Origin of the sequence: Vibrio cionasavignyae, assembly GCF_050337155.1 — a bacterium.
Taxonomy (GTDB): domain Bacteria; phylum Pseudomonadota; class Gammaproteobacteria; order Enterobacterales; family Vibrionaceae; genus Vibrio; species Vibrio nomapromontoriensis.
The window spans coordinates 58,489-72,502 of record NZ_JAKJSR010000023.1; the positions used below are offsets into that span (position 1 = coordinate 58,489).

Here is a 14,014-nt window from a genome sequence, read left to right on the forward strand (position 1 = left end):
CTTATACTGCGTTGAACAGGGCTTGCGTCAGCTTGTCTGAAGTCGAAATAGTCTTAGCATTGGCTTGATAGTTACGCTGCGCGGTCATCAAGTTCACCAACTCTGAGGTCAGGTCCACATTCGAGCCTTCCAACGCCCCCGGGGTTAAATCCCCTAACACGCCAGTCCCTGGGGTCCCTATCACTGGTGCGCCAGAGCCATAACTTTGTGTCCATGCCGTGCCATTGGTTTTCGCTAGACCTTGTGGGTTAGCGAAATTAGCGAGCACCACCTGACCTTGCAGCTGAGATTGACCATTGGTGTAAGTTGCGAAAACCATACCGTTGTCTTCCACACGCACACCCGCTAATTCACCAGAGGTGTAACCATTGGGGCTATTGGTACTCACACCAAACGCCGCGCCAAACTGGGTACTGCCTGCCAAGCTAATATCGACACTCATGCTATTCGCACCCGCAGCCGGGAAAGCGACGTTAAAACTGCCAGTTGGTGATGCGAGTGTCCCGTCTGGATTAAAGGTAACGCTTTGAGTGGTCGCTGGGGTGGTCGCCGAGCCATCCACCTCTACATTCACTTGCCATGTATTGTCCGCCGTTTTGGTAAAGTACTGCGTCACAGTATGAGAATTACCTAACGAATCATGAACTTTGGTGGTGTAAGAAGAGTTAAAAGAATTCGGATCCGTGGCATCAAATGGATTCACCACTGGGTCAATCACACCTGAGCTAGCATCAAAGTTGGCGACAAAATCTAATTTGTCTGTGGCTTGAGCGGCTAATGATGACGTGCTGATTTTGACATCACCAACGGAACCAGTGAGGAGGTTATTATTGCCATCTACGCTATAACCTTGCAGCTTGGCACCAGTATTACCGACAACGTAATTGTCTTTGTCGGTACCAAACACACCCGCGCGGGTATACAACATCTGTCCCATATGGTCTTTGGTGACGAAAAAGCCGTTGCCGTTAATCGCCAAATCCATTGAACGACCTGTGCCTGATACCGAGCCATTTTTATCAAAATTTTGCGAAATGGCGGCGACTTCTACTCCGCCCGCCTGCATGCCGTTATACACGGCTGAAAATTCTGTTCTTGCTTCTTTAAAACCATACGTCGATGCGTTAGCAATATTATGGCTGATAGTATTAAGTTGTGAGTTGGTGGCGTCCAAGCCACTGAGTGCGATATCAAAGCTCATGATGTCCTCTTCTTTGTCTTTTAGTTGGTGCTCAATTAATGGTTATATTCAATTACAAGTTGCACTTAACGTTTAACACTTAGCATTTAACACATAGCTAGGCGCTAGGCACCGAACTGACTGATTTGATAGAAAGGTACGCTGCCGACACCGGTAATATTGACGAGTGCGGCACCACCAGTACTTGGAATTCGAACTTGCTCAACTTCGCCAGCAAGCAGTAGATTGGGTGCCGCTTGGCCTTCTTGTACTTCCACCGATATACGATAATTTCCGGGCTTCAATCCATGCTTTTCAGGATCGAGAGAGAAATCGACATCACCCGCAGCATGGGCACCTAATGGCACCTTTGTTTTCTGGCCGAACTCATCTTCTACGATCAATGTCACCTGATTCGACGGATGAGCAAGCTCAATCTTGCCACTCTGTACCCCTTCTCCCATTTCAAATTCATTACTGTTGACGTACACGGTTTGCCCCACAAGTCCTGCGGTTGATAACACTTGCATGTTGTCGAGCAGCACCATGCTGTTTTGCATTAACGTCGACATATTTTCAGTACTTTGAACTTGAGAAAACTGAGCCAATTGGCTGACGTATTCGGTTCCATCAAGGGGGTTTAATGGGTCTTGGTTTTGTATCTGCGCCACCATTAGGCTGATAAATTCATTCTGCAAAGAACTGGCGCTGTTCATATCTTGCGGGTTCGCCGAGATCCCAGCATTGCTTTGTGTAGCCAGCGGCGCATCGGCGTCTAACGCCGTAAATTGTGCAATGCTCATTAACGTCCCTCTCCTAGGCGAAGTAGCCCTTGCTGCATGCTTTTGACATTCGCCAACACTTCCACATTGGTTTCAAAGCTGCGCGTTGCCGACATCATGTCAGCCATTTCCGTCACCACATCTACGCCGGGGTAATACACGTAACCTTCTTGATTGGCGAGCGGGTTATTGGGCTCAAATCGCTGTTCCGCTTGGGTTTGGCTTTGCACCACATCGACAATGCGTACTTCCGCATTAGGGTAAACGGATTGTTCCGCGGAAAGCTGAGATTGGTTGTACACCGTAGCAAACACGGGTTTGAGTGCTTTATAAGCATCATCAGGGTTAGCCGATACGGCATCCGCATTGGCTAAGTTACTGGCGACCGTGTTAAGGCGTACGGTTTGCGCCGTCATCGCAGAGCCTGCGATCGAATAGATATCAGTAAATGACATGATTAACGTCCTTCAATTGCTTTCGCCAGCCCACTTAGCTTCATATTGAGAAACGTCAGGCTAGTTTGAAAATCCATGTTGTTTTGCGCGAACTTGGCTTGTTCGACACCTAGCTCAACGGTATTACCGTCTTTGCTGTTCTGGTAAGGCATGGCATATTTCGCTTCCACAGTCATTTGCGGGGCTTGCGGTTGCACGCCATTAGGCGTCATTTTTCCCATCACAGTCTTAAAGCTAAGATCTCTTGCGAGGTATCCAGGGGTATCGACATTTGCTAAGTTACTTGCCAAGACCTTGGTACGTTGCACTCGAAAATCGAGCGCGTTAGGGTGGACACCCAGTGCATTTTCAAAGCTGATTGCCATCTCATATTCCTTTTCCATTCGCCAAGTACCACGAATAGATTACAATATGCGTGCCATAAATATTTTCTTTTAAAAACAACAATATAAAAAAGCAAAGGGAAGCCATCCTTCCGTTTGTCGGAAGCAGTAGTCATGATAGGGAAGCGAGTAGGAAGTGCTATTTGGATGATATTTTCTAGCGCCGTGATGTCACAACAAGTGACCACAATGAGCGCCGACGATATTCGCCAAACCGTAGAACAATCCGTCAAATCTGAGCTTAACTTGCTGGCAAAGCAGCAAAAATGGAGCGCGTTTGACATCGCTCTCGTGACCTTCGTTCCAGAGTCAGTAAAACACTTACCACGCTGCCAACAACCACTCATGATTAACGGACGTGATAACCAGTCAATGCCCATTGGTCATCTAAAGCGCAGTGTCATTTGCCAAGATGGCATGAATGACTGGCGCATTAACACCACGATACGATCGACATTAACGTTGCCTGTCGTTGTCGCGGCGAAAACTTTATCTCGCGACAGTGAAATTACCCTAGCGGACATCAAGCTTGAGCGACGTGACTTAACTCGAGACACGCCCTTTATTGCCACCCTAGAACAAGCCACTGGCAAACAAGTCAATCGTCGACTTCGAACAGGTCAAATGGTGAATTCACGTTATGTCAGCGCCCCTCCTTTAGTGCAAAAAGGCAATGAAGTGATCATCATCGCCAGCAGCGGAAAATTCAGTGCCCAAACACGCGGGGTGGCAATGGAGACGGGTGGAAAAGGTGAGCAAATTGACGTACAAAATAGTCGTTCAAAAAAAGTTATTCGCGCCGTTGTGACGGGTTTAAACCAAGTGCATACTCAATTTTAATCATAACCAGCACCGCAGTAGAGGCCGCAACCAATAACCCATCAAAATAATTGCCACTCCTTATTTATAAAATTCGAATATTGGTTCCAATAATATTTGTAACGACTTTATTTCTTGTAGCTATCGTAAAAAGAAAAAACATCCAATTATAAATAATAAGTGGTGATAGTTATGCGAACACTCACGTTTATGAGACGGTCCTCTTTGAGTCTAATGACTCTTGTTGCACCGATCTCACTTGCTGCAAATAATATTGTTATTGAATTTGAAGATTATGATACGGGAGGTCAACCCCTCAGCTACTTCGATAGCACACCGGGTAACTCTGGCAGTAAATATCGGACAGATGACGTCGATATTCGAGGAAATGGTTCTGGTGGTTATTCCATTGGCTGGACGAAAGATGGAGAGTACCTTAATTATACCGTTAACATTGAACAAGCCGGGCAATATCGACTCGATGCACTCGTAGCAGGCAACAATACCGACCCTATGGCAATGAGTTTCCACCTGACCGATGGGAGCCATCTAGGTACGCTTACTTACACGCCTCTTATTGCCGATGTCAGAAGTTTTCAAACCGAAACACTCTCCGCGATTCAGCTTCCTAAAGGCCCTGTCACCATTCAAGTACGCCTATATAGCGGTGCCCTTTCTCTCGACAAGTTCAGCTTAACGCTCGAACAAGCTGCTTCAGAAGAAGACACGCTATATGGTCCAGGCTCTAGCATCGTCAATTATGCCAAACTACCCGGTTCCTTTTATGCCGCAGACTACAGTGGTTACTTTGATACCACAGAGGGAAACCTCGGGGGCGGCTATCGTGACGATGATGTCGATATCCGTTATAGCCAGCAAACGCCATTAGTTGGCTGGACACAACCGAATGAATCTCTTCGTTTTGACACCGTGGTTGCTAAAAGTGGTGCGTATGATGCTACGTTTTATCTCGCCTCCGACAGCGACAAAGACAAAAATCTCGCCCTCTTTAACCAACAAAACCAAAGACTGGCAAGCTTAACCTTCAACACGCAAGCCGAAGGAGCCTACAACTTTGCACCTTTCGTCATGACAGGACTCACTCTGCTTGAAGGAAGGCAACAACTTGAAGTGAGGTTAGCAAGCAACGGGTTCAGAATTCGAGATATTGCGATTACACCGTCTGCCGATCGAGATGGTGATTGGGTCGGTGATAATACCGATGCCTTCCCTGATGATATCTCAGCTAGCATTGACAGCGATAAAGATGGCTACCCCGATCAATGGAACAACGGAAAAAGTGCCGCAGACTCGTCAGATAATCTCGCGCTTGATCGCTTTCCTAACGACCCAAAAGAATGGCAAGATACTGATAACGATGGCATGGGAGACAACGCCGACCCCTATCCAACACTGCCTGATCTTTCCATCGCTCCAGTTATGCTCGTACCGGGAGAAATGCAAGCCGAACACTTTCGCTTCGGTTCAAACCACGACGCCTACTATGACACCACGGCAGGCAATGCGAGCAAGCAACATCGCTTAGATGTAGACGTCGATATTCACAATAACAATCGTGCAGACGAAAATGGCCAAGCCACCTACGGTGTCGGCTACATTCACGATGGTGAATGGCTAGAATACGAAATAGACGTGATGTCTAGTGGGCTCTATCAGTTTGCGATGATGGCTGGAAGCGGACAAATCACCAAGCCTGTGAGCGTGAGCGTCTATGTGGACAAGCAAGATTATGCCTTGGAGTATACCGCCGCCGCTGAAGACAAGCGCCAATATCAGCTTGCTTTGCTAGATAAAGACATCACGTTGTCTGCTGGCACACATCGCTTAAGGATCCTATTTAGCGATGCTAATAGCGCATCATTCGACGCTTTCTATCTGACACCGCTAAACGACTCAGACCAAGACGGCGTGTCTGACGGCAGGGATGCATTCCCAAATGACGCAAGCGAATGGCTCGACAGTGATGGCGATGGAATCGGCGATAACCAAGACGCTTTCCCTCACAATGCTGCCGCAAGTGTTGATGGCGATGACGATGGTTATCCTGACTCATGGAATGAACATTGTAGCCGAGACTGCCAGTTAGCATCGGGATTAAGACCGGATGAACTCCCTCATGATTCTGGCAACTATCGCGATAGCGATGGCGATGGTATTGGCGATAACGATGACCCTATCGACAATCGATTCAACCAGACTGCTTTTAATAGCGAACAATTGGTATTTAACCGTTTTGAAATCAAAACCAAGAGCGCTGCAGGTGACATTGTTATTGGCCAAATTCAGCCAGTAAGCAACCGATTTGCGCCCGATTCACCGCTAACTGACAGCGCTTCTTTTGTTCTAACACGAGATGATAGCCAGCTATTTTCCTTATCTAACGAGAGAGACAGTGCAGGCCGCTTATTTGGGCGACTCACGCTCAATAAAAACGATGCGATAAACTGGGACAAAAGCCATTTTATTGAAGTTGAGCTTCAAGATGAAGGCGAACTGATTGCCCGAGTGGAAACCTTAGTTGAAGCGGTAGATAACACCGCTTGGCAGCAATTTTTTGACCATTTCTATCGGTATGCAACGACAGAGCAATATCGACTGCACAGTGGCAGAGAATACTCAGATGAAGTGGTTAACACTGAAATTAATCACCTGATAAACAATGACTACCAGGTTGAGTATGCATTCCACCGCACATCGTCAGGCTGGGAAGCCGACAGCCGCTTACCGATTCACTTCTATGATTACGATAGCGAAGACGCACTCGCTGACTATGGCCAAAATACGGTAACACCTTCTGTATTAGCGGATGAAATGGAACAAAGCGCGTTGCACCTCGCGGCGTTATCCTATGCATATACCCACCTTGAAGCGTATCAATCCGGCTCAAAGCGTACTCAATTGCGGGACACGCTACTTCGAGCGCTAGAAGTCTGGCTTGATGCTTTTCCAAGCACTGATTTTGGTAATTTTACCGGAGTGGACTACAACGATACCACACACGCTTGGCGCTTCACCGACCCAATATCGGGGGTTGTAATTAGCCTAGCCGAGGACATCCATGCCGGAAAAATTAAAGGAAAAAGTCTCTATAAACGCCTAGACGAGAAAATCAGTGATTTCCTCTCGCAAGTCGCTTTTGACCTTCCCAAGGGTGAAGCCTCTATAGACTATTTCCGTTACTACAATGCCGAAGACCTCGATTCATCGCCAGGAGCGTGGTCCGATGCCAATCGCGCACATCGTCTGCGAACTTGGGCAGCCATGGTTGCCTTTTACAAAGATTATAATCGGCCAATTACTTACAATCCTCTCTGGTATCGTGATTATGAAGGTGACCAACCAGGTCTCGGTTGGGCCTCGCAAAACACCACTTTATTACCGGGATGGAGCCCAACGGCGAGCTTCAGTGACCTAAAATTTTGGATTGAAAGCAATGGCATTGAAGCACAAAGTTACGGACGCTCTGGGTTACTGCCTGATGGAACCATGAGCCACCATACTGGATTAAGACAAGATCTTGCTATGTATGCGTACGGTTATGAGTGGCTTACCAAAGAAGCTTATATCTTTGCTTCTTACTTAAAAGAAACACCCTTTGAAATTTCTGCCACCCCTTATGATTTTTCACTGCAGGTACTCAATCACACAATGCCATGGTTAATCTACGGTGAGTCGACAGATTTCCAAGCAACAGGACGCAGCCATTATCAAACTCATGTCGGCGATTTTGGTCGCTATATTCTGGCTAAGGATGCTAACCGGCTTCTCACGAGTGCGCCTCCAGCAACAGATACCGATTCTGTGCATCAGCTATCTCAGCTAGTTCAAGACATTTCAGAAAACACCCACCAGCAATTGGGTAGTAATGCCTTTTGGGTCAACGACTATCTGATTCATCGCCGAGATAAATGGGACAGTAAGACATCTCAATACAAAGAATGGTTCAGCTCACTCAAAATGGAATCGCAACGAACGCGCGGTGCAGAAAGCTTCTCCGATAGTCCGTACGGCTTTATGAATGGGCGCGGAGTGCTGCAAGTCAAAACTAATGACAGTAACTACGATGAAATTCGTTACGACTGGGATTGGCATTTACTCCCTGGAATCACGGAGTCATGGCGACAAGACGCCCTTCCTCTTCAATCCAGTGAAAAAGTCGGTAATCCCTCTGCCTTCGCTTCGGTTCTGGCCAATAGTTATACCGATAGCAATAATGCGTATGGCATGGCAGCATTTGAGTATATGAGCGATCACAGTTACACCACCGTAACCGCTAACAAGTCTTACTTTTTCCTTGATGAGATGGTGGTCGCGATGGGAAATAACATCCAACGTATCCGTGATGATTTATCAACACCCAACGGCAATGCCAATATCCTTACGGTGATCGACCAATTACACTGGCAAACGCCATTCACTTACAACCCAGGGCAAGGCAACAGTGTCGGTTCCAATGGCAAGAAAGTCGCCCAGATTCAAACCGAGTGGTCTTCTAACCCTGCCAGTGACCCAAGCCTGCCTGTCGAACAGCAAGTCATGTGGTTCCATCACGCTGATAAGGGCTACGTCATCTTGCCGCAAAATGGACAAAAAGTACGTACCTACCTACGCGGTGGTAACGCAATTCCTGACTCGGATAGCAAACTTAATAGCGGAGAAAATGGAGCAAGGCTTAAGCCACTGATGATTGCTATTAATCACGGTAAAGAGATTCAAGGAGCAGGTGAAAGAAGCCACTATACATACCTGACATTGCCTTTTATCACTGCCGATGAAATGCCGACAACGGTAACGGATATTCTTAGTCGATTAGAGGTATACCAGCAACCGGAGCAACACCTAGAAGCAATCTACTACCGTAACGCCGATGACACGCAACACGTTGCGCAAATTGTCTTTCGACAAGCAGGGTCGCTCACTTTCGATAATGGATTGAACGTTGCAGTGAATAAGCCAGCACTCGTACAAATGGTGAAGTTAAATACGTCGACATGGAGCATCACAATAACGGATCCTTACGCAGACGATGATCCAAGCATTGCGGCTCCCACTAATAAATTTCAGCATCATGCCTTGAAAGCGACCAACGAAATAATTTTGAACGTAAGTCTCAACTTTGCTTCAGGCCGTTACTCATATCTGACTCAAGGTATCAAAAAAGAGGCGATCCCCTCGCAGCAAGTTTTCGTTTCCAGTATCAATAATGGCACGGAATTCATTTTTCGATTGCCTGATTCCACTAATGCGGATGATTATCAAGGTAAAGAAAATCTGTACTTAGGAATGCCTGTCAGCATTCAAATTGAAGAAATAGACTAGCTCGCTGAATAACAGGCAAACAAATTGTTTAATACTTTTTGTTTGCCTGTCGCCCTATACAGTTAACGACACAGCGACAGGACATCATAGCAATGAAAATAGACAAGGTAGCTGGTGGGCACGTCCCACAAACCAACTTTAATCAATCTAAAAATCAAGCCCCTGAAGCCCCTGCTCGTAGGGCAATCAGCAACACAGATTTTAACGCCAATACTGCCGCCTTAGATAAAGCACAGGCCGACCTCGCCACATTACCTAATGTCGATATGGCAAAAGTTGAACAAGTGCGAAATGCTCTAGCTAATGGCGAACTTGGACTGGACATTAAAGCGTTGTCACAAGCGGTGATGCGTTTTCACACTGGTCATGAATAAGCGCGTAAACGAATAAACCTATCGATAGGACACAACCGATACCGCCAATCGGTAACAGCAAAAGGACGACTTTTTATGGCCGCCACAAAAAGTGAATTGGTGCAAAATTTTGTAGTTTCAATCACTGAAGATATTAAGCTTTATCAAAAGTTACTTGCGCTGCTACAGCACCAAAAAGCCCTGTACCTACAACTTGATAGTGACGCGCTCAATCGCAATATTCAGCAACAACTTCCGGTACTCAAAAAACTCAGCTACGGCGCAAAATCACGGACGCTATGCCTGCAGCAATTACAGCTGCCAAGCTCAGAGGTTGGCGTGAAAACACTGACTAAAGCCTTACCGGTAAAATTGCAGACACACGTTGCAAAGCAGTGGGCGGTACTTGAAGCACTCATTAAACAGTGTCAGCGCTACAATCAAGAGAATGGTCAAAGCTCGGCGGCCTTCCATGAACTGCTGGGTCAACTGATGGGCAAACCCGCCATCACGTATGAAGATAAAATGGTGTGTGAGGAATATGCTCGCTAAGCGAGGATTGACCTTTATTATCATTAGCCTTTGGGGTGCGGTGTTGCATTCAAGTTGGGCGGCTTCCTCGTCCCATTCCATCATATCACCCCATCTCATCGCCCCGCATATTGAAAAGCTACAGCCATACCGAGCGCCTATTCTCGCCAAGCTCGATGCTTATAACCCGCTGATACAACAGCTGTTCAAACAGTTAGCTGATTACTCGCTGCCAAACAATCTCATACTTCTGCCCATGTTAGAGTCATCCTATAACCCTAACGCCGTGTCCGCCGCCAATGCCGCGGGGCTATGGCAACTCATTCCCGCCACCGCCACCCGATTTGGGCTCATCGTTAATGCGCAAAAAGATGAACGCTTCGATATTGATGCCAGCAGCGCTGCCGCGCTTAAGTACCTCAATTTTCTTTATCAAAAGTTTGATGGTGATATCAGCCTAACACTCGCCGCCTACAATGCAGGGGAAGGGCGCGTGCAACGCGCGATTAATCGTTCAGGTAGCCGTGACTTCAACCACCTGTCTTTGCCAGCTGAAACTCGCCAATATGTGCTTCGCTATCACGCTCTGCTCACGTTAGTGGATATGGACCGTTTCACCGTTCAAAATCGCACAACGCTGTTTTTATTTGGTCAACAGCAACACCGCAAACCCACAGCCCTAATTGACCTTACGCCCCTGCCGGCATTGATTTCATTGTGACCCCCTTCAAGATCCACAAACTCTTGCTTTTCAGAACGCTATTCACTGGTAAGATGCTGGCACTTTATTTACTCAATCGCGTACCACACCCTCATGCTAAACGAACGAAAAGCTTTATTCTTTGCTCTGTCTGCCGTGCTCCTTTGGTCGACGGTTGCCACCGCATTTAAACTGACACTGGCCGAGTTCACTCCGGCCCAAATGGTCTTTGTTGCCTCACTGGTTTCTGCGATTGCGCTGGTAGTGGTGTGCGGGGTACAAGGAACACTAAAACAAATCAAAACGACGTTTATATCCAATCCGTGGTACTACGTATTACTTGGCGTCATCAACCCATTCGCCTACTACCTGATTTTGTTCCAAGCCTACGAACTACTGCCAGCCTCACAAGCTCAACCAATCAATTACAGCTGGGCGATCACACTCACCTTAATGGCGGCCGTTTTCTTAAAACAAAAAATCCGCGGCCAAGATTGGATTGCCTGCTTGCTTGGTTATTTTGGTGTTGTCGTCATTGCGACGAAAGGGGATGTCCCTGGGCTGCAATTCGATAGCCCTCTGGGCGTGGGACTGGCGCTGATTTCTACCCTGCTATGGGCTAGCTACTGGATTCTCAATACAAAAAATACCGCCGATCCAGTGGTCGGGGTGTTACTTGGCTTTTTGGTGGCACTACCTTTAGCGTTTGGCGTGGCTATGTATGAAGGGGCTCCTTGGGGCGGCATCAGCATACAAGGTTGGTTAGCGGTCACTTATGTTGGTCTCTTTGAGATGGGAATTACCTTTGTTCTTTGGCTGAGCGCACTGAAGTTGACACAAAATACCGCTCGCATCAGTAACCTTATCTTCGCCTCCCCGTTTATTTCATTGATGCTTCTCGCCTATGTGATTGGAGAGGAAATCCATCCATCAACCTTGGTCGGCTTAGTATTGATTGTCGTTGGACTTGTCATTCAGCAGGTCAAACGCCGCTAATCCGTTGACGAGCATGACATAGCAAGGGCGAGGTTAGCTCGCCCTTAATGCCTGCTGTTAACCCCTGAAAAAGGTACACCCCATGCATGATATAAAATACCCCACCAGCAGCGAAGTCATCGCCGCTCGCTTAACCAACGGGCAAGATCTCAAGCATGAAATTCAGGCTCTAGTCAGTCAGTACCAGATTCAGGCAGGCAGTATTGCTTCCTGTGTCGGCTGCTTAAAAAGCATCAATATTCGTCTTGCTGGGGCCACACAGTCACTCACCATGCAGCAGCCATTTGAGATTGTTTCTCTCATGGGCACACTGACCCCTAACCATCAACATATTCATATTTCTGTCGCTGACTCACAGGGACGAGTGATGGGTGGACATTTACAAGAAGGGAGTGTTGTTGATACCACTGCTGAGCTCATCATTCATCAGTACGCTCATCTCAACTTTTCTCGAGAGCACGATCCTCAGACCGGATACACTGAGCTAGTGATTACTCGCACCTAAGCTATTAGCTTCATCTAAACCATTAACTGCATCCAAACTATTAGCCGCCTCTAAACGATTACCCTCACTTAAGTATTACCCTCACCCAAGCTATCCCACGCTTTAAAAGCCATGTATCTGCGTCGTTTTTTTTCCACTTTTTTATCTCTAACGACACCGTAAAAAACCAATTCATAGCAACAAAGTTGGTGCAATCATCTAAATACCAGCCACTAATCAGCACCTAGCACTAATTGCTCAATTTAAAACCAGCGACATTCGTTGCATCTCACTGTAAAACCTGTAGAAAAACAACGGTGGCAAAATAATTTTAGCGTGAAGTGTACATATTTTTGAACGCATTTTACTGTGCCCCTATAGATAATAAATACAAAGGAATATGAATATGGAGAATACCCTCTCTTCAACAGAGCCGAAACGCTCTGGATTTACCCAGTTAGTGCATTCGCTTGGTCCTGGCATCATGATGGCAGCCGCGGCCGTTGGTGGTTCACACCTTGTCGCTTCTACCAAAGCAGGTGCCATATACGGATGGCAACTTGCTGTACTTATTTTGCTCGTTAACCTTCTAAAATACCCTTTTTTCCGAGCAGGCATTCAATACACCATGGGCACAGGCACAAGCTTAATTCAGGGGTACGCCAATTTAGGTCGTGGCTACTTGTGGGTGTTTACCATACTCAGCGTTATTTCTGGCATCGTGAATACCGCCGCACTGTTGTTATTTAGTGCGAGCCTATTGGGTTATTTTTTACCTTTTGACCTACCAATCGTCGCCCTGTCTGGCATTGTACTTGCGACCTGTTTAGCGATTCTATTTGCTGGGCACTATCGCGCACTCGACACACTATCTAAGGTCATCATGGCCGTTTTGACTATTGCCACCGTGACGGCGGTTTGTATCGCGGCTTCTAATGGCAGCGTCGCTCCGGCAAACTATCAAGCACCATCACCTTGGACGATTGCATCGATTGGCTTTATTGTGGTTACCATGGGCTGGATGCCAGCACCGATTGAAATTTCAAGCCTGACTTCCATGTGGCTAAAAAGCCAGTGTAAGAAGCAAACCGTCACGCCAGAGTCTGCATTATTTGATTTTAATGTTGGTTACATTGGCACCGCTATTCTCGCGATCGTCTTCCTCGCGCTGGGCGCACTGGTGATTAATGGCTCTGGTACCGAATTATCCGCATCCGGCGTAGGCTTCTCTCATCAACTGGTGGGAATGTACGCCTCCACCATTGGTGAATGGTCCCGTTACTTAATTGCCGTCATTGCTTTCTTCTGTATTTTTGGCAGCACCATTACCGTCATTGACGGTTATTCACGAGCCATTGCAGAATCTCAGCGTTTGCTACAAAAGCAACAAGAAGACAATCCTAAGCACTTTCAAGCTTGGGTTGTGGTAGTGGCAACAGCCGCGATTTCTATCATTGCCTTCTTTGCTTCCGCACTGATGCCCTTGCTAAATTTCGCCATGATTCTCGCCTTTGTAACCACGCCAATTTTTGCTCTGTTGAACTATATCCTAGTCTCACGAGCAACACTTCCTGAGTCGTTGCAACTGGGTCCTAAACTGAAAGCCCTATCGTGGGCCGGCCTGATTTACCTGTTTGGTTTCTTGGCTATTTTCATCTGGTGGAAGTGGTTGATGTAGCTTAATCAATAGATTTCATTATCGGTCTCAACTAGGTTGAGGCCGATTTTTTATGCCTGCTCCCTACCAAAATCAACACCGAAAAGACGCTTGCTCAGCACATTCTGTTCGTCTGAATGGAAGCAACTGGTAACTCATTTGGCGAGTATCGGTTCGTAAACAAGGTGATGCTCTTCACGCTTTCTTCACTCCCAATTCTGAACTACGAATTTTTCCTAGTCATTCTAAGACCCTCTCTCATGCGGTCGCTTTTTCGACTCCCTATTATTTCCCGGTCAAATAACAAAGCGTGCATGGTCGGAAAATTACCGTG

General features: G+C 46.9%; 12 protein-coding genes. 8 read left to right on the forward strand and 4 right to left on the reverse strand.

All coding sequences use genetic code 11. The annotated features are described in order from the left end of the window. Nucleotide 1 precedes the first annotated feature (1 nt). The 4 genes from flgE to flgB all read right to left on the reverse strand — a co-directional run bounded on the left by flgE (nt 2) and on the right by flgB (nt 2,782). On the reverse strand, nt 2-1,201 hold the full coding sequence (gene flgE / locus L4D74_RS18325) for a flagellar hook protein FlgE (RefSeq protein WP_428753836.1): 1,200 nt from the start codon (nt 1,199-1,201) through the stop codon (nt 2-4). Between the two features lie 104 nt (nt 1,202-1,305). Next, the gene (flgD, locus tag L4D74_RS18330; RefSeq protein ID WP_428753837.1) at nt 1,306-1,983 is read right to left on the reverse strand and encodes a flagellar hook assembly protein FlgD; all 678 of its coding nucleotides are present in this window, start codon (nt 1,981-1,983) and stop codon (nt 1,306-1,308) included. Next, a complete protein-coding gene (gene flgC / locus L4D74_RS18335) occupies nt 1,983-2,417 on the reverse strand; it encodes a flagellar basal body rod protein FlgC (RefSeq protein ID WP_428753838.1) in 435 nt (144 codons plus the stop codon). The genes flgD and flgC overlap by 1 nt, the downstream gene beginning before the upstream one ends. 2 nt (nt 2,418-2,419) lie before the next feature. Next, the gene (gene flgB, locus L4D74_RS18340) at nt 2,420-2,782 is read right to left on the reverse strand and encodes a flagellar basal body rod protein FlgB (protein WP_428753839.1); all 363 of its coding nucleotides are present in this window, start codon (nt 2,780-2,782) and stop codon (nt 2,420-2,422) included. Between the two features lie 132 nt (nt 2,783-2,914). Here flgB and flgA point away from each other — a divergent pair, with 132 nt between their 5' ends. From flgA to L4D74_RS18380, 8 genes are all read left to right on the forward strand, one after another. After that, a complete protein-coding gene (gene flgA / locus L4D74_RS18345) occupies nt 2,915-3,640 on the forward strand; it encodes a flagellar basal body P-ring formation chaperone FlgA (protein WP_428753840.1) in 726 nt (241 codons plus the stop codon). Nucleotides 3,641-3,853: 213 nt separating this feature from the next. Further along, the gene (locus L4D74_RS18350; RefSeq protein WP_428753841.1) at nt 3,854-8,959 is read left to right on the forward strand and encodes a polysaccharide lyase family 8 super-sandwich domain-containing protein; all 5,106 of its coding nucleotides are present in this window, start codon (nt 3,854-3,856) and stop codon (nt 8,957-8,959) included. A 92-nt stretch (nt 8,960-9,051) separates the two neighbouring features. Next, nucleotides 9,052-9,333 carry a flagellar biosynthesis anti-sigma factor FlgM gene (flgM, locus tag L4D74_RS18355; protein WP_428753843.1) on the forward strand — a complete coding sequence of 94 codons (282 nt, stop codon included), beginning with the start codon at nt 9,052-9,054 and terminating at the stop codon, nt 9,331-9,333. 75 nt (nt 9,334-9,408) lie between these two features. Beyond that, nucleotides 9,409-9,864 (forward strand): flagellar export chaperone FlgN, encoded by a 456-nt coding sequence (gene flgN / locus L4D74_RS18360; RefSeq protein WP_428753845.1) that lies wholly within the window; start codon nt 9,409-9,411, stop codon nt 9,862-9,864. Continuing rightward, the gene (locus L4D74_RS18365) at nt 9,854-10,564 is read left to right on the forward strand and encodes a lytic transglycosylase domain-containing protein (RefSeq protein ID WP_428753846.1); all 711 of its coding nucleotides are present in this window, start codon (nt 9,854-9,856) and stop codon (nt 10,562-10,564) included. The genes flgN and L4D74_RS18365 overlap by 11 nt, the downstream gene beginning before the upstream one ends. 93 nt (nt 10,565-10,657) lie before the next feature. Continuing rightward, complete coding sequence (locus L4D74_RS18370) at nt 10,658-11,539, forward strand: DMT family transporter (RefSeq protein WP_428753848.1); 882 nt, start codon at nt 10,658-10,660, stop codon at nt 11,537-11,539. An 82-nt stretch (nt 11,540-11,621) separates the two neighbouring features. Further along, nucleotides 11,622-12,044 (forward strand): PPC domain-containing DNA-binding protein, encoded by a 423-nt coding sequence (locus L4D74_RS18375; RefSeq protein WP_428753849.1) that lies wholly within the window; start codon nt 11,622-11,624, stop codon nt 12,042-12,044. A 385-nt stretch (nt 12,045-12,429) separates the two neighbouring features. Continuing rightward, complete coding sequence (locus tag L4D74_RS18380; protein ID WP_428753850.1) at nt 12,430-13,701, forward strand: NRAMP family divalent metal transporter; 1,272 nt, start codon at nt 12,430-12,432, stop codon at nt 13,699-13,701. Nucleotides 13,702-14,014: the final 313 nt, after the last annotated feature.